This is a genomic window from Tumidithrix elongata BACA0141 (assembly GCF_036349135.1).
GTDB lineage: Bacteria > Cyanobacteriota > Cyanobacteriia > Pseudanabaenales > Pseudanabaenaceae > Tumidithrix > Tumidithrix elongata.
Map to the genome: position 1 here is coordinate 24,412 of NZ_JAZBJZ010000006.1, position 16,831 is coordinate 41,242.

Annotated in this window: 17 protein-coding genes; 10 read left to right on the forward strand and 7 right to left on the reverse strand. The window is 44.9% G+C overall.

Annotation, left to right across the window (positions count from 1 at the left end; translation table 11 throughout):
• The first annotated feature begins 162 nt into the window (after window positions 1-162).
• A complete protein-coding gene (locus tag V2H45_RS02685) occupies window positions 163-756 on the forward strand; it encodes a YdcF family protein (RefSeq protein WP_330482068.1) in 594 nt (197 codons plus the stop codon).
• Window positions 757-796: 40 nt separating this feature from the next.
• Here V2H45_RS02685 and V2H45_RS02690 read toward each other — a convergent pair whose 3' ends face one another.
• The gene (locus V2H45_RS02690; protein WP_330482069.1) at window positions 797-1,153 is read right to left on the reverse strand and encodes a hypothetical protein; all 357 of its coding nucleotides are present in this window, start codon (window positions 1,151-1,153) and stop codon (window positions 797-799) included.
• Window positions 1,154-1,810: 657 nt separating this feature from the next.
• Here V2H45_RS02690 and V2H45_RS02695 point away from each other — a divergent pair.
• Window positions 1,811-3,433, forward strand: coding sequence for a B12-binding domain-containing radical SAM protein (locus tag V2H45_RS02695; RefSeq protein WP_330482070.1), 1,623 nt, complete (start codon window positions 1,811-1,813; stop codon window positions 3,431-3,433).
• A gap of 83 nt (window positions 3,434-3,516) precedes the next feature.
• Here the strand turns inward: V2H45_RS02695 and V2H45_RS02700 are convergent, their stop codons facing one another.
• A complete protein-coding gene (locus tag V2H45_RS02700; protein WP_330482071.1) occupies window positions 3,517-5,151 on the reverse strand; it encodes an alpha-D-glucose phosphate-specific phosphoglucomutase in 1,635 nt (544 codons plus the stop codon).
• Window positions 5,152-5,784: 633 nt separating this feature from the next.
• Here V2H45_RS02700 and V2H45_RS02705 point away from each other — a divergent pair.
• Entirely contained in the window at window positions 5,785-6,423 is a 639-nt protein-coding gene (locus tag V2H45_RS02705; protein ID WP_330482072.1) for a pentapeptide repeat-containing protein, read from the forward strand.
• A 68-nt stretch (window positions 6,424-6,491) separates the two neighbouring features.
• Here the strand turns inward: V2H45_RS02705 and V2H45_RS02710 are convergent, their stop codons facing one another.
• A complete protein-coding gene (locus V2H45_RS02710; RefSeq protein ID WP_330482073.1) occupies window positions 6,492-7,922 on the reverse strand; it encodes a diguanylate cyclase domain-containing protein in 1,431 nt (476 codons plus the stop codon).
• Window positions 7,923-8,161: 239 nt separating this feature from the next.
• Between V2H45_RS02710 and V2H45_RS02715 the strand changes: the two genes are divergently transcribed.
• Both V2H45_RS02715 and V2H45_RS02720 read left to right on the forward strand, forming a co-directional pair.
• Window positions 8,162-8,371, forward strand: coding sequence for a chlorophyll a/b-binding protein (locus V2H45_RS02715; protein ID WP_330482074.1), 210 nt, complete (start codon window positions 8,162-8,164; stop codon window positions 8,369-8,371).
• Between the two features lie 233 nt (window positions 8,372-8,604).
• Window positions 8,605-9,201, forward strand: coding sequence for an aminotransferase class IV (locus V2H45_RS02720; RefSeq protein ID WP_330482075.1), 597 nt, complete (start codon window positions 8,605-8,607; stop codon window positions 9,199-9,201).
• Between the two features lie 25 nt (window positions 9,202-9,226).
• On the opposite strand, the gene V2H45_RS02725 is transcribed toward V2H45_RS02720, so the two are convergent.
• Window positions 9,227-10,072, reverse strand: coding sequence for a M56 family metallopeptidase (locus V2H45_RS02725; RefSeq protein ID WP_330482076.1), 846 nt, complete (start codon window positions 10,070-10,072; stop codon window positions 9,227-9,229).
• Between the two features lie 11 nt (window positions 10,073-10,083).
• The gene (locus V2H45_RS02730; RefSeq protein ID WP_330482077.1) at window positions 10,084-10,503 is read right to left on the reverse strand and encodes a BlaI/MecI/CopY family transcriptional regulator; all 420 of its coding nucleotides are present in this window, start codon (window positions 10,501-10,503) and stop codon (window positions 10,084-10,086) included.
• 193 nt (window positions 10,504-10,696) lie between these two features.
• Between V2H45_RS02730 and V2H45_RS02735 the strand changes: the two genes are divergently transcribed.
• From V2H45_RS02735 to V2H45_RS02750, 4 genes are all read left to right on the forward strand, one after another.
• Window positions 10,697-11,278 (forward strand): superoxide dismutase family protein, encoded by a 582-nt coding sequence (locus V2H45_RS02735; protein WP_330482078.1) that lies wholly within the window; start codon window positions 10,697-10,699, stop codon window positions 11,276-11,278.
• A gap of 116 nt (window positions 11,279-11,394) precedes the next feature.
• Window positions 11,395-11,886 (forward strand): hypothetical protein, encoded by a 492-nt coding sequence (locus V2H45_RS02740; protein ID WP_330482079.1) that lies wholly within the window; start codon window positions 11,395-11,397, stop codon window positions 11,884-11,886.
• A complete protein-coding gene (locus tag V2H45_RS02745) occupies window positions 11,886-13,121 on the forward strand; it encodes an urease accessory protein UreH domain-containing protein (protein WP_330482080.1) in 1,236 nt (411 codons plus the stop codon). The genes V2H45_RS02740 and V2H45_RS02745 overlap by 1 nt, the downstream gene beginning before the upstream one ends.
• A gap of 108 nt (window positions 13,122-13,229) precedes the next feature.
• Window positions 13,230-14,129, forward strand: coding sequence for an alpha/beta fold hydrolase (locus V2H45_RS02750; RefSeq protein WP_330482081.1), 900 nt, complete (start codon window positions 13,230-13,232; stop codon window positions 14,127-14,129).
• A 12-nt stretch (window positions 14,130-14,141) separates the two neighbouring features.
• Here the strand turns inward: V2H45_RS02750 and V2H45_RS02755 are convergent, their stop codons facing one another.
• Both V2H45_RS02755 and V2H45_RS02760 read right to left on the reverse strand, forming a co-directional pair.
• Window positions 14,142-14,792, reverse strand: coding sequence for a response regulator transcription factor (locus tag V2H45_RS02755; protein ID WP_330482082.1), 651 nt, complete (start codon window positions 14,790-14,792; stop codon window positions 14,142-14,144).
• The gene (locus tag V2H45_RS02760; RefSeq protein ID WP_330482083.1) at window positions 14,767-16,008 is read right to left on the reverse strand and encodes a sensor histidine kinase; all 1,242 of its coding nucleotides are present in this window, start codon (window positions 16,006-16,008) and stop codon (window positions 14,767-14,769) included. The genes V2H45_RS02755 and V2H45_RS02760 overlap by 26 nt, the downstream gene beginning before the upstream one ends.
• A gap of 368 nt (window positions 16,009-16,376) precedes the next feature.
• Here V2H45_RS02760 and V2H45_RS02765 point away from each other — a divergent pair, with 368 nt between their 5' ends.
• Window positions 16,377-16,799, forward strand: coding sequence for a hypothetical protein (locus V2H45_RS02765; RefSeq protein WP_330482084.1), 423 nt, complete (start codon window positions 16,377-16,379; stop codon window positions 16,797-16,799).
• The last annotated feature ends 32 nt before the right edge of the window (window positions 16,800-16,831 follow it).

Here is a 16,831-nt window from a genome sequence, read left to right on the forward strand (position 1 = left end):
GGAATGCAGCCTTGCGAACGGGCTATAGGCTATCTATATAAATCTTAATATATTTGCATAGCCCTACGTTTAGATTCAAAGTAGGCGGAGGATTATAAAGATTGGCACAATTGGCATAGTAAGTTTTTGCTCTAAGTTATTACTCTAAGTTTTTACGCATTGATGAAACCCACTAAGACGAAACATAGGAGAATTCTAATCATTGTCGCGATCGCGATCGCCATCCTCCTACTCCTCTCTAGCATCATTCCGATTAAACTCGCGATCGCCTATGCACAAGCCCCTCAACCTCAAGCCATTTTAGTTTTAGGGGGTGGTAGGGGAAGAGAACAGTTTGCGGCTCAGTTTGCTAAAAATCATCCCGATCTAGACCTATGGCTTTCTTCGGGTATTAACGACGAAGAGGCTCAAACCATTTTTGAAAGAGCTGAAATTCCCGAACAGCGGATACATCTAGATCGCCGCGCCACCGATACGGTTACGAACTTCACCACACTGGCAGATGACTTTAACAGCCTCAAAATTCAGCATACTTATCTGATTACAGGCGACTTTCACATGCCCCGTGCTAAGGCGATCGCTGCCTTTGTCTTTGGTAGCAGAGGTATTGCAGTCACACCCATTACAGTTCCTACAACCAACCCGCCCGAATCCTGGTTGCGAACCGTGCGGGACTGTGGGCGTTCGGTTTTATGGATTACCACAGGTCATTCAGGTGCAAGTCTCAGACCCGATGAAGATAGCGAAGCAGAATAAGAAATCGAGATATGGGCTTCTATTTCTTGGCTCCTTTTGACTACTTCTCGTAGTTTTGGATGACAACGTAGAAAAACAAGAGAATTGATAAGGTCGCTAGGATGATTCCGACAATAACCTGCGATCGTCTTGGAGTTGGATTTTCATCAGCCCAAACCTCCTGCCCCCAGAGTGCCCCAGGAATACCCGCCAATAGCGCTCCATATATTGGCATCCGAACAGCATTATTTGCACATTCTTTCCCAACGCAAAAAATATAAGATAGCGAACCCAATGCGCCCGTAAGGAGTAACGTTGCCAACACAGCCGCAAGCACGCCCCATCGGCTTCCCCGACTAGGATTAAAAACCTTACTGACAACTAATCCTGTAACAACGATGGCGACCAGGACGAGCATCAAGTTCACAAATATTGTAATTAGTAAAAAACTTACCACGCTAAATAATGGCGATCGCTAATGGAAAAAGTAGGAGCAAAAAACTAGATCGAATCTTTGTCCCTGCCACCTAGTCTACCTTAACAGCACGATTGCTGCCCTCAATTCATAAATTAACGGAAGAAACAAAAATGCTTTGCCCGTTGTTGAGATGAGATCAAAGCTAACATCTGCATCTGTCCGACCTTGCGATCTGCCCCACAACATGACTGGCAATATTCTGCGATCGCTGCCCCAGCCCCATAATCTCGTACTTTAGATAGAATGACTTAATTTCACTTTCATATGAATATGAAGGCAAGTATGCTTTACATCCGTTTTTTGATCTCCCACTCCTCAGCAAAATACGCTGATTTTGTTTGACTCTACCTGCGCGGAGTGGTAGGGTGACACTGCCTCTCTCTGTAAGGACCAAATTGAGAGGCAAATTTTAAAAGTCATTATCTAAAATTCAGACTACCTAAATCCTAGATCTGAGTCAAATCTACACCAGATCTACACAATTTTTTGCGCACTAAATTCAAATTATCCAAATATCCATTCCCCCGCGAGCGATTGCTTTTAGTAGCAAGGTCGCTTTTTCTGCTTTCCCATTGCCAACCATTTTTATAGAAATCGATGAACATTCTTCTAATTTATCCCCTGTTTCCGAAAAGCTTTTGGTCATTTGAGAAAACCCTAGAACTGGTTGGTTTTAAAGCCCAACTCCCACCCCTTGGCATTATCACCGTCGCGGCAATTTTGCCGCAGCACTGGGGCTTTAAACTGGTCGATCGCAATATCCGCGATATCACCGAGGCAGAATGGCAATGGGCGGATATGGTGATCATGTCGGCAATGATCGTACAAAAAAAAGATTTCGTCGATCAAATTCAAGCTGCAAAACAACGAGGCAAGTTGGTTGCCGTCGGTGGTCCTTACCCCACGGCATTGCCTAAAGAGGCTGAAGCCGCAGGTGCTGATTTTCTAATTTTGGATGAAGGCGAAATTACGCTGCCCCTCTTTGTAGAAGCGATCGAACGTGGCGATCGCTCTGGGATTATTCGTGCGAATGGCGATCGCCCCGATGTTACCGCTACCCCCATTCCTCGCTTTGACCTGCTAGAGCGCGATGCCTATGCTGAGATGTCCGTACAGTTTTCGCGCGGCTGTCCCTTCCAGTGTGAATTTTGCGACATTATCATTCTCTACGGTCGCAAACCCCGCACCAAAACACCTGCCCAAATCCTTGCAGAACTGCAATGTCTCTACGATCTAGGTTGGCGACGCAGTATCTTTATGGTGGATGACAACTTTATTGGCAATAAGCGCAATGTCAAGCTGATGCTGCAAGAACTTCAGCCTTGGATGGAAGAACGCAATTATCCCTTCTCTTTTGCCACAGAAGCCTCAGTGGATTTAGCACAGGATCCTGAAATGATGGAGATGATGGTGCAGTGTAACTTTGGTTCGGTCTTTCTCGGTGTAGAGACCCCCGATGCCGATAGTCTTGCCCTTACCAAAAAGTTTCAAAATAATCGCGATCCCCTCTCAGAATCTGTGATTAACATTGCTAGAGCAGGATTGCGTGTGATGGCAGGCTTTATCATCGGCTTTGATGGAGAGAAAAAAGGAGCTGGCGATCGCATCGTGCAATTTGTCGAGCAAACCACCGTTCCTACCGCCTTGTTTAGCATGTTGCAAGCTCTACCTGACACAGGTCTGTGGCATCGCCTCACTAAAGAAGGACGCATGATTTCAGATAATAGTAATGGGCATCAAGCCACCTTGATGAACTTTACCCCTACAAGACCCCTAGAAGATATTGCCCGCGAGTACGTTCATGCATTTTGGACGCTCTACGATCCCTTGGTATTCCTCAATCGTACCTACCGACATTTCCTCATCCTAGGCGAATCCGATTATAAGAAGCTAAAACGCAGAAAAGTAGAAAAAACAGCGGGTAGCCCAGGGATAAGTTGGGTAACCATTCGGGCTTTGCTAATCCTAGCATGGCGGCAGGGTGTGGTGCGCAAAACCCGTTTCCAGTTTTGGAGTCATCTATTTGACTTGCTCAGACGCTATCCAAATGTTGTCACCAGCTATCTCTCGGTCTGCGCCCAAGGCGAACACTTTTTAGAATATCGCCAAATCGTGCGCGATCAAATCGAAGCACAGTTAGACCTATACCTAGCTACAAAACCGATGGCAAGAGAAGCAATAAAAGAGACTGCCTTGGAACCAGAAACAGCCCTTAAATAGAAATTAGGGGCAATTCCCTGAGGTTGCCCTGGGCATATTGGGCAGGCACGGAGCACTGCCCCTACACATTCAATGGAAATTTTCTAGGTAATCACCGTGGGGCGATCGCGTCCCGTAAATTCCCGAATCTGAGCGACTTCCTCAGCCACTGAGATTAAGGATGCTAAGGCGACTTGCGGATCTTGATTGTGCTTAGCCACGTTAGGTTCGTAGGACTCGACATACAGTCGTAATGTTGCACCTTCTGTGCCTGTGCCTGACAAACGGAAGACAATGCGAGAGCCATCCGTAAAGCCAATGCGAATACCCTGCTTGCTACTCGTACTTCCATCCACAGGATCGGTATAGCTAAAGTCATCGCTAAATAGAACTTCGTATTGTCCAAACTGTTTACCTTTGAGGCTAGAACCCTTAGCTCGTAGCTGATCCACTAGGGTATTAGCGCGATCGGCATTCACACCTTCGTAATCGTGGCGCGAATAGAAGTTGCGTCCGTACATCTGCCAATGTTCGGTGACAATTTGTTCCACAGACTGCTGGCGTGCTGCCAAGACATTCAACCAAAATAGAACTGCCCACAAGCCATCTTTTTCGCGAACGTGATTAGACCCCGTACCAAAGCTCTCTTCACCGCAGAGCGTCGCTTTGCCAGCATCCAACAAATTACCAAAGAACTTCCAACCAGTAGGAGTTTCATAGGCTTCTATGCCTAAACGAGCGGCAACGCGATCGGCGGCCTGACTGGTAGGCATCGAACGGGCGATTCCCGCTAAACCAGACTTATAGGCAGGTACGAGATGGGCATTCGCGGCAAGAATTGCTAAACTATCGCTCGGTGTAACAAAGAACTTACGACCTAAAATCATGTTGCGATCGCCATCGCCATCAGAGGCAGCACCGAAGTCAGGGGCATTCTCACCAAATAGAATCTCTACCAGTTCGTGGGCATAGACTAAATTAGGATCGGGATGTCCGCCCCCAAAGTCTTCCAACGGAATGCCATTGATTACCGAGCCAGCTTTTGCACCGAGACGACCTTCAATCAAAGCATGGGCATAAGGGCCTGTGACTGCATGCATTGAGTCCACGCACAAACGAAAAGGGAGTTTGGTTAACAACAACTGAATGCGATCGAAATCAAACAGAGATTCCATTAGCTCAGCATAGTCGGCAACAGCATCAATGACTTTGACAACCATGGAACCAAGTTGAAAGTCTCCCTGCCGATCGAGATCGATGTCACTAGCTTCTAAGATTTTGTATTGGCTGATGGTTTTGGTGCGATCGTAAATCGCATCCGTAACTTTTTCGGGTGCAGGCCCACCATTGCCCGTATTGTATTTAATGCCAAAGTCACCATCTATACCACCTGGGTTATGACTGGCAGAGAGAATAATGCCACCAAATGCTTTGTATTTCCGAATTACACAGGAGGCAGCAGGTGTCGATAAAATTCCACTGGCACCGACAAGAACTCGACCAAACCCATTCGCGGCTGCCATTTTTAAAATGATTTGGATCGCCTGACGGTTGTAATAACGACCATCCCCACCTACAACCAAAGTTTGACCTTGAAAGCCTTCTAGACTATCAAAGATTGATTGCACAAAATTTTCTAGATAATGAGATGTCTGGAAGACGGTAACTTTTTTACGCAGTCCAGAGGTGCCGGGTTTTTGATCTGTAAATGGTGTTGTCGGTATGGTCTTAATATTCATAGCAATTATTGGTTCTGGACATATCGGGCAAGGGCTGGAATAACGGTTATTTAAAACTCAAAGACATCTTACAATTTTTACCAAGCAAAATCGTCGATATAAGAGATCGCTTTTTCTGCAGCGAAGGGTTAAATCTCTGGCTATAGGGTTCAGAAAATAACATTTGCAATGAAGTGAGCCATCATGCCTTCATTCTGGTTAAAACTATCGGCTTCAAAAATTTGGATATCCATTCCATTTTTGCCGACTATCCTCAAATCATCAAGAACAAATGGAAAGCCTAAAAAGCTTTACAAGAAAACCCCTAGAAACTCGTTTAACCTTCAGATTCAGTTGTACCTAAATTTTGATTTTTAAAAGGCAATTTTTGAGGAGCTTGGTGTAGATAAAATTTAAGCAATCTGCAAAAATCTTCAACGATCGCATTTTGTCACAAAAAAAATTACGGTTGTTTGGATTGTGGAAGTGCGATCGCAATTGCCTTGTATTTATCTAATTAAAATGTACAATTATTTATCTAGAGTTTATGCGAAGCATATATTTAACTGATATATAGATTGCTCATTATATTAAGTTGAGCAGATTTATTAGGAGGATGAAAAAAGATCTAGTGCGCAGCGTAGTACTTAACTAATGAACATTCAAGAAAAGTTAGAACAACATAAGGCTTGGTTGAAGACAGACGGTGGAGAGGGAGAGCGGTTCAGAGCGAGTAAAGCCGACCTCAGCGAAGTGGACTTCCTTGGAGCTAACCTGAAAGGAGCTGACTTTAGTTTTGCTAACCTTACGGGAGCCAACTTTAGTGAAACCAATCTGGGCTTTACCAATCTCTTTGAAGCCAATCTCACGGGAGCCAATCTCAGAGATGCCAGTCTCAGAGGAGCTAACCTTAGTTTTGCTAATCTCACGGGAGCCAATCTCGAAAAGGCTAACCTAGTTGAAGCGAATCTTGTTGAAGCAATTCTGATTGAAGCGAACCTCAGTAAAGCGAAACTTAGAGAAGCCTATCTCAGCAGAGCTAACCTTACGTCAGCAAACCTTAGTTTTGCTACTCTCACTGGAGCCTACCTTGAAGGAGCCAATTTGGTTGGCGTAAACCTTAAAGGTAGCAACTTTGTTGGAGCCTACCTTGATGGCGCAAACTTTACGGGTGCAAACCTCAATGGTGCAAATCTTCTCGGTGCGAACATGTTTGGAGCTACGCTCATTGCCGCAATCCTTTGCAATACAACAATGCCTGATGGGAAGATCGATAATTCAGGCTGTTATTAATTCCCAAGGTTTCTCAAAGCGTGGCTGAAAGGCAAGGCGATTCATTCCTCAAAGGAATATTAGTCTGTCTACCCAATCGCATAGATGCGATCGCGTCCGTCGTTTTTGGCTTGATAGAGGGCCTGATCGGCGATCGTAACTAAAATAGTCGGTGCGGCATCAATAATGGGAACCATGCTCGCAACGCCAAGGCTAACACTAATATACTTGGAAACTAAAGATGCTTCATGTTCGATTTGTAGGGCTTTGACGCTATCCCGTATTTGATTGGCAACAGTCATAGCTCCATCCATATCCGTACTTGGTAGCAACACGGCAAACTCCTCACCTCCATAACGAAAAACCATGTCGGCTGGACGCTTGGCAGATTGGTTCATTGCCTGAGCCACTTTTCTTAGGCAATCATCACCACCCTGATGCCCATAGGTATCGTTGTATTTTTTAAAGTAATCTACATCGCACATGATTAAAGAAAGGGGCTTGCGATCGCGTCCTGCACGATCCCATTCATCTAATAAATATTCATCAAAACGTCGTCGATTTGCGACATTGGTCAATCCATCGAGATCGGCAAGTTGCTGGAGCTTCTGGTTTGCATCTTGCAATGAGGCCTCGGCGCGATGGCGTTCGTAGATTTCTTGACGGAGTTCCTTCGTGCGTTCTGCAACTTCAATCTCTAGTTTCTGCAAATATTCAGCCTGTACGGCATACAACTCAGCATGGAGAAGGGTGTTCCCGATCGCGGGGGCAACAGGCGAGGCGATTCTTGTCAAAAGCTTTAAATCTCTAGCGGAATAAAATATAGGCGTGTCATGTGCTATGGCAATCGCTCCGATTGGGCGATCGTCGGTGCATAGGGAAACGCAGATCATCGAACTCACGCCCGTAATCTGACCTTTGTGTAATGTGTTATGCGGGAATGTATTACGTGGATCGGAAGCAACCTCATTGATAATGTCGGCTGTACCATTTTGGGTCACACTGCCAATGATGCCTTCTCCTAAGGCAACGGTAGTTTCTAAGGTAAAAGCATCTCCTGACGCAGCAATGGTTTTTAAAAGACCTGTTTCTGAATCAAGCAGTAGCACTGCGGCACTCGTGGCAGGGATTAATTTAGTAGCTTCTTGAATGGTGAGATTGGCGATCGCTTCAAGATCGATACAGGGAGAGAGCTTATTCGCCATATTTAAAATTAGACTCATTTCCCGATAGCCTTCGAGCACCTCATATCCAAGTTGTTTTTTCTCCAGTTCCTGTTTAGCCAGAAAGTTTAGCAACGAGACAATTGTCTCGACATGATTTTCTCCACAAACCCACCCAATGGTTTTGTCTTCTACCGCGACCAGATGCCTGTGCTCTAGTGCGGGATTTCCTTTTGCAAACAAAACATCACCATTGACATCATGAATACTAATCGTTAACTCGAAAGTATTCTGCAATTGTTCGAGAAGCGCTCGCCCTTCTTTTTTGATGAGTTTGCGCAGGCTGATCTTAAACATTTTGAATTACAACACTGATGAAAAGGGTGTTTTAGATGAAGTTGCATATGAATCATAGCAAGCAAAGGACTTGGCGAGATCTTGCGACCTCCTCATTAAAAAGGAGTAGCAGATAAGTCGGAATGAGTATGTCTTTATGATGGGACAAACGCAGCACTAGACACCCCCTTAGCTAGATCCGCTTTTTGTAAATAATTGTTAATCTTTATTTCATAGAGTTAAGAAAACAGAGAAAACAAATGCAAAGCGGATTTACCATCAACGACCAAGGTCTACTCAACAACTACGCGATCGAACCTCAGATGTATGTTGACGATGCCGAACGTGCTGGCTTTACACCATTTGCCGAGAAACTGAACGGTCGCCTCGCCATGATTGGATTTGTCTCTCTACTTACCATCGAAGTTTTAACCAGACATGGCTTGATCTGGTGGCTCAGTAACCTGTAAGCCCTCATAGCATTTTCCTCCAGTTAAGTTAAGTCAAAGATAATAACGGTTCCATCCCTACCTATTCAGTAGGGATTTTTTTTGCGATTTGTCAATAATGCCGCACTTCTCAACCTCAATCGACATTAAAAGATACAGCGATCCTAAATCGCTTGCGTGTAGGGTCAATGCATGAATTAACCCTACAATTCTAGACAGAGAAAAACTTCTTATTTATCATTTAGGATCGCTGGATGTCTCTATTATTAGAAACGATTAAAGTCAAAAACTCGAATTTACAAAACATCGAATTTCATAACCAAAGGCTTAATTTCTCAAGGGAAAGATTATTTAGTGCCAATCAAAAACTAGATTTAGAAAGTGAAATTCAAATCCCCTCAGATCTAAAAGATGGAATATCTAAATGTAGAGTTTTATATAGGGATAAAATCGAAAAAATAGAATTTCACCCCTATCAAATCAAGTTAGTTAAAACCTTACAAATTGTTTACAGCGATCGCATTGATTATCCATATAAATTTGCCGATCGCACATCCTTAGAAAGCCTGAAAACAGGTATCGTAGCCGACGATATTCTCATCGTTAAAAACGGCTTAATTTCGGATACTTCCTACGCCAATATTGTGTTTTTTGACGGTCGGGATTGGATTACCCCTGCAACACCTTTATTAAAAGGCACAAAAAGAAGTCAATTGCTGCAACAACAAAAAATTCGAGCAGAAATAATTACGATCGACGACTTACAAAAATTTCAATATGCCAAATTGATTAATGCAATGATCGATCTAGAAGAAAGCCCGGTCATTGAAACCTTTATCCATTACAGATAGAAATGATGAATAGAGAGGAAGTCTTTTAAGAATGGAAGTAGACAGAGATGAGAGGAAGGAAAGCCAGAAATAGCCAAGCAAAAGACCATGATGGAATTTGAACTGGTGACTCGGGTTGGTTGAGCAGGGCTTCAATTCTCTCCTCAAGGCGATCGCGGGTTGTCCAACGGCTTAAAGCCGCAGAAAAAATTTCAGTAGAATCGGTCTTATCGCTCACTAACCATAGAATGGATTCTGCCAAAAGCAAGGTATCCACAGATTGCGCTGCCCAGCGATCGGCACGCAATTCTCGCAAAATCAACAACTCTTCCCAAATTGCTTGCGTGTTTGGCAGCCAAAATGTAACTTGACGAATGCAGCCCAACCAGAAAAACCAAAAGGTGTCGCGATAATGCAGGTGAGCCTGTTCGTGTTGGATTACGGCTTTAAGGTGCGCTGCGTCAAGATTTTCTAGTAAGCCCCGACTCACCACCAGTTGCGGTTGCCAAAATCCAATCTGAGCGGCAAACATCGTCGGTAACTCTAAAATTCTCACCGACTGCCCGCCCAGTTCTACCTGTGCGTAGGTGTTGATTTTATGCAGCGATCGCCAGCCTGTCACGATCAGTTGCACGAGCAGAAAAAAGTTGTAAATGAGAAATCCCCAAGCGATCGCATAGCTAAACCAACCCGCTGGCAAGCCAATCATCTGTCCTTGCGTACCCATCAGAATCACAGAAATTGCGGTTGCGATCGCCAGCAATGGCGGCAACAGAAACAGGATGAGACTTCTTTGCCAGCGTTGCGACCAAGAAGTGAGGAAGTCAGTACCTGTAGGGGTTGACCAACTCCAACGCAAACCAAAAGCACAGAACGTTACAACCAAAATCATCGCTAGGTGCATTATTCCGACTCCCTTGCTTGACGAATTGCTTTAAGCCTTGCCGCGATCGCTTCGATTTTTGCCTGACTGGTTTGATCGAGGTCATCCGCAAAGGCTGCCACGATGTCGGCTGTGCCCACTTCTAAAAATCGGTTGAGTTGGTGATAGGCCTCTAAGGCTTTGGCTTCTTGGCGCGACACGAGTACCTGCCAGTAAAAAATACGTCCTTGTTTTTGGCAACTAAGCCAACCTTTTTGCTGAAGACGCCTCAAGACCGTCATCACCGAAGCATAGGCAAGTTCGCGATCTGGATCTGCCAAAATGCGATCGAGGATATCTTTGACCGTGGCTAAATTCAGATCCCAAATAATATTGAGAATTTCTGATTCTAAAGGTCCTAGCTTTAATTGCCGAGGCCGATATTTAGGTAAGGGAGTCATAGCTAAAGTATCAAGTTGTAACTAGCTTACATGTTGGAACGTAGTCTCAACACCAGATCGACCAAGATTATTTTAAGTCCCGATTGAAATCTTGATATTTGACAGCCCGTCGTTTGACATCAGTAAAGATTTCAGGACAGCATAAAAGGCTGTATGCAAAGCTTATCGGGCAACTCTAGTAAAAAGTAGCATTATGAATAAATTGTTTGGAAAGTTTTCTACATTGTTGATTGGTGGACTTATCGGTAGCCTATTGCTTGCCAACTCAGCTTCCTCCGCTGATGTAGATAGAAAAATTGCGATCGCAAGGTTGATCAATGCCAAGCAAGAAATCGTCGGCATTGCCACATTCTTACAAACCGCTGAAGGGGTAAGCGTAACTGTACAAGTACAGGGCTTAGCGAAGGGGGAACATGCAATTCATATTCATGAGGTAGGTAAGTGCGAACCACCGAGCTTTATGTCTGCTGGAGAGCATTTTAACCCCAAGCCCGCCAGCGCCACTGTTATAAATCCGATGCATCAGCATGGTGACAAACATGGCGGTCACGATCATGGTAGTGCCGCAGGTGACTTACCCAATATGGTTGTGGACGAAGGTGGTATAGGTCTTTTGGTTGCAACTTTACCGAAAATCGATCTAGGATCGGACTCAGATGCGTTATTCAAAAAGGGTGGTACAGCTATCGTTATTCATGCTGGGGCTGATGGCAAATCTACGATCCCGAATGTCGATGCCAAGGCTAGAATTGCCTGTGGTGTAATTGTACCTTAAGGAGTGGGCAAAGCATTCGAGTTCCAATCTCTTGAATTCTTATAAATTATCCCGAATGTTTTGCCGCTTCAATTCGCCTGCTTTTATTATAGACTTTACCTAATGCATTCGTATTTATGAACCTTTCTAACTTCCTTTCTCGCTCAGTAAAAGAGTTTGTCTGGCAACCCTTGAATCTAGGGATAGGATGCTTGTTAGCAGTTTCTACTTTGTCAGTTTTACCAACCAAAGTCTATGCTCATGAGGTAGAAGTTTCAGGGGATGTGGGTGGACTAATACACTTGGAACCAAACGATAATCCTGTGGCAGGCAAACCCACTCAAGTTTGGATCGCACTCACCAAACGAGGTGGAGAGATAATTCCATTAGAGCAGTGTGACTGTATTTTAGAAGTAAGGACGAAGCCCTTTCGTCTTAGCTCAGTGCCTATATTCCCTACCCTCAAGCCAACTTCCGCAGAGCGCTATAGAGGAATTCCGGGCGCTGAAGTAATTTTCCCTCACATTGGTCGATACGAGTTGCAACTCAGCGGTAAGCCTAAAGCCGGTGCTGACTTCAGCCCATTTGTCTTAAATTTTGAGGTTACGGTAGCAACGGGAAGGGGTTAGTGTTAGATTTCCTGTTGGTTGCTGCTTTAGGTTTTTTAGGGAGCTTTGGTCATTGCATTGGTATGTGTGGGCCAGTGACCGTAGCTTTTTCACTCTCTGGCAAGCAGTCATCTCCGAAAACTTGGCAGCAGCATCTGTACTTTCATGGGTTGCTCAATTTGGGCAGACTGATGAGTTATACCTTGGTGGGCGCAGGGATTGGTGCGTTAGGATCGGCACTGGTAGCTAGCGGTCAACTAGCAGGCATTGATAGCCAATTGCGCCATTGGTTGGCAATTTTTACGGGCAGCCTTTTGGTTTGGATGGGAATTTTGCAAATTAAGCCCGACTTACTGCCGCGCATTCCCCTGTTTAATCCGATGGCGATCGCAACGTTGCATCAAAGACTGGGCTCGGCAATGGCTAAACTTTCCTTGCGATCGCACTGGCTGACACCTGCTTGCTTGGGAATGGTGTGGGGGCTGATTCCTTGCGGCTTTTTATATATTGCCCAGCTCAAAGCGGCAGAAACTGGGGATATTTGGAAAGGCGCGATTGTGATGTTGGCATTTGGTGTGGGAACTTTGCCTTCTATGCTAGGGATAGGCATTTCAGCTTCCCTTTTGAGTAGCGATCGCCGCAGTCAGCTATTCCGAATGGGAGGATGGATAACCCTTACTATTGGCATTCTCACGCTATTGAGAACGGGTGAGATGGTCGATTATACAGGTCATGCGGCGCTATTTTGCCTGATGTTGGCACTCGTTGCGCGTCCAATTAGCAAGTTATGGGGATTTCCCCTGCGCTATCGTCGGGCTTTGGGCGTAACTGCTTTTATATTATCCATTGCCCACACGTTGCATATGGTTCAACATTCGTTTAAATGGAATCTGGATGCGATCGCTTTTATGCTGCCCTTTCAACGATGGGGAATTTGGTTGGGTGCGATCGCGCTTTTATGCATGGCTCCTGCGGCTTTCACCAGCTTCGATCGCATGGCACTTAAACTAGGCAAATACTGGCGATATCTGCATTTGCTTACCGTACCAGCTTTGATTTTGGCTGTAATTCACACGCTCCTAATCGGTTCCCATTATCTCGGTAGTTTGGAATGGACAGGCACGAATATTACACTCTCGATTTTGTGTGGAAGTGTTGCATTATTGATTTTATTGCTACGATTTCGAATAACTTGGAAACTGGCATTCCTAGAAAAATTTTATGTTGCTCCGAACGAAAAAAACAAGATTCATTAATCTGATACCGCAAGCATCAGAAAAAAAACCAACAATCCCGAGCGTTATCCTGCCTATGCATGACTAGATGCTATTGGATCGTCATTTCTTAGCTTCGATAAAATTTTTATGCCTAATTACTTTCTCCCAAAGGGAATCGAACAACTTACAGAGGCGACCTCGATCGCACTGGCAAATTCTCTCCAATTCCAAAAGATTGCAACTCCCTTAAGCCAAGCGGAGATCACAACAGCTTTTGTTCATCAAGGTTCCATCGAGCAAGGAGGAAATCTCTCACCCATCGTTTTTTTACATGGGTTTGACAGTTCTGTTTTAGAGTGGAGAAGACTGCTTCCTTTACTATCTAGCGATCGCGAACTGTGGGCAATCGATCTATTAGGCTTTGGCTTTACCGAAAGACCTTTGGGATTATCCTTCAATTCTGAGGCGATTAAGGCACATCTATATTCCACATGGAAAGCCCTAATTGCTAGACCTGTAACTTTGGTGGGAGCCTCGATGGGAGGAGCCGCTGCGATCGACTTTACCCTCACCTATCCTGAAATAGTTGAGAAGCTTATTTTGATCGACAGTGTCGGATTCACGGGAGGAGCGACCGCAGGCAAGTTTCTATTTCCTCCACTGGACTATATAGCGACACAATTCCTGCGCAATCCAAAGGTGCGTCAAAAGATTAGCGAAAAAGCTTACTACAATCCTAGTTTTGCTTCACCTGATGCGCTTTGCTGTGCGGCATTACACCTAGATTGTCCCAACTGGCAACAGGCATTGATATCCTTCACAAAAAGCGGCGGCTATGGCTCTTTTAAAGATAGACTCGCCCAAGTTCAACCACCTTCTCTGATTTTATGGGGCGATCGCGATCGGATTCTGGGTACAAAAGATGCTGAAAATTTGCGGAGGGTAATTCCTCATAGCCAACTAATTTGGATCGAAGCGAGCGGTCATGTGCCCCACCTCGAACAACCTCAAAGCACCGCGAAACATATTCGAGAATTCTCTGGTTAGAATTGACTAAATTTATAGACTGCGATCTTGAAACAAAGAATGGGCAAACAAAGCGGCTTGGGTACGATCGCGCAAGTTTAATCGGCTGAGAATATTCGTGACATAGTTTTTAACCGTATTTTCGGAGAGAAATAACTCTTCCGCAATTTCACGATTGTTAGCACCAGCCGCAATTAGCTTGAGTACCTCTAGTTCTCTGGGGGTGAGTTTTGACAATTCCGATGGAGGGGGAATCGAAGGAATGGATGTTGCTGTCGGCGCGATCGCTTTTTCAAACAAGCCGGGTCCTAGTTGCGTATGTCCTTTATACACAGCACGAATTGCCATCGCAAGTTCGTCAGGCTCGGTATCTTTGAGCAAATAGCCTTTTGCCCCCAATCGCATCGCTTGCGACACGTAATCATCATCATCAAAGGTGGTCAGGATCAGAATTTTGATATCGGGATAAAGCTGTGCGATCGCGCCAGTGGCAGCAACGCCATCCATCACGGGCATCCGAATATCCATCAGAACGACATCAGGTTGCAATGAGGGAATTTGGTCGATCGCCTTTTGCCCATTTTCTGCCTCACCCACGATCGACAGATCGTCGTTGGACTCAAGCATGGTTCTAAGTCCTTGACGAATAATATGCTCGTTATCTACTAACAAAATCCGAATCATAGGAATGTGCCACAGTAAAATTTGCTAGAGGTAAAGCAACAGAGAGACGACAACCTGCTCCTGGTTGGCTATCTAGGATGAATTGACCGTAAAGCGCTGTCGCTCGTTCTCGCATCCCCTGCAATCCAAATCCAGTCGTGTTTTGATTTGGATTAAACCCCTTACCATCGTCCTCAATCATCAAGTGAATGATGCCCGTTTGTTGATGTAGTTCAATGGTAACAGCCTTCGCCTGAGCGTGCTTATAGATATTGGTCAGGGATTCCTGCACAATTCGATAGAGCGTTGTATTGATATCAGAGGGCAGGGATTGGGTTAGATGAATGCGATCGGACACTTCAATCCCCATGGTTTGCCTAAAGTCATTCAGTAGCCTTTTAAGTGCTGATTCCATAGATTGCCCCTGTAATGGATTCGATCGCAACACAGAAACTGACTTCCGCACTTCTAGCAGGGCTTCTGCGCCCAATTGCTTTGCCTGCTTTAGGGCAGTCAAGGCTTGGTCATTTTTAGTTTGCCAAAGCAGCAGGGCATTGTTGATTTGAATTGTTTGTGCAGATAGGGTATGTCCTAGTCCATCATGAATTTCACGGGCAATTCGGTTGCGTTCTTGTAGCGTTGCTTGGTCTTCAATGCGCAGAGCATACTGGCGCAATTGTTGGTTGGTCGCTTCTAATTCTTGATAGACCTTCTCTAACTTTTCTCGACTTTTTCGCTCGGCAAGCAAAGCGTTAATTAAGAGCAAAGCGAAAATCAGCGTCAAGCTGAACAGCAAAATACTACTCAGACGCCAATCCCAGACTGCTTCAGCGACTCGATATCTTTCAGGATCGATGGGTCTTGACAAAAGTAAGATCCCATAGGTTAAAAGTGACAAGGTCAAAATCACCAACTGTCCCAATCGTTTAAAGATGAGGCAGCTTCGCATCAGCAGAACGAGGCACAACAGAAAAAGCGGACGCGAGGATAAAGCCCCTTGTGTTGCTGGCAGTAAAATCAAGCCAAACTCCAGCGCAGTGTATAGCAGTTTTTTTCTAAAAACTCCAGTGGGCAACCACAATCCCATCAGTCCAAAAGCCAGAATTGATAGCACTGGCAGCAATAATGACAAGGACCAATGGAACGGCAGCAGAATTTCCATAAATACCGCCGTGACCAATAGCAACCATTCCAACTGGAGCAAAAGACGAAAGGATGAATAGGTCGAGGGAGTCATGGTGATGCTATTTCACAGTGATGATGAATGCAGGAAATCTATTGCTTACTCTCAATCTTAATCGGTAACGTCTGTTCGGTCTAGAAAGCCTGAAACGCTTATATATGCTTCTGCCCCCAGATCCCCTTAATTATTCACTCGAACTTGCGTTCGGTATGCAATTGATATACCAAATCTTTTGCCTATATTCCTAGAAGAATTACGACTAATTTTAATGTCAAAGCCATAGGAAAAAAGTCATGAATGCTTCAGTACTTTCTAACGGGTCAGGTCAGTACATCTGGGTCATGTGAAAATTTTCTTTACCCTATAGGATGGGCACACCAAAGGAAATTCTCGTTATTCAAGTCTCAAAATAGATCTGTAAGATGAAAAAACAACTGAGCCTCGCGATCGCGATATGTACGATTCTCCTTGCAGGTGGCATTACGGCATGTACGCAGGCAAACTCCTCAGCAACACCGCAGGCAACTTCTTCTCCAGTCAGTAGCGTTCCCTCCGATCCATCTCCAAGTTCTACAGCCACAAGTACTCCTTCAGACACCTCGCAAACGGGCAAGCCTACAGATACGGAACGGGCTCAGAGACGCGAGGCTAGACGCAAACAGATCGAGGAAGTCTTAACTCCAGAGCAAGTGCAACAATTGCAAGCAAAGCTGAAGCAAGGCGAGAAGATGCAAAAAGCCCTATCTGAACTCAATCTGACTACCGAGCAGAAAACCAAAATCCAGATAATTTTTGAAAAATCCTACGCCAAGACCCCAGATTCTGCTCCAGGAAAATCACAGTAGGGATTCGGAATGGAATCCCTGGGCTAAATGAA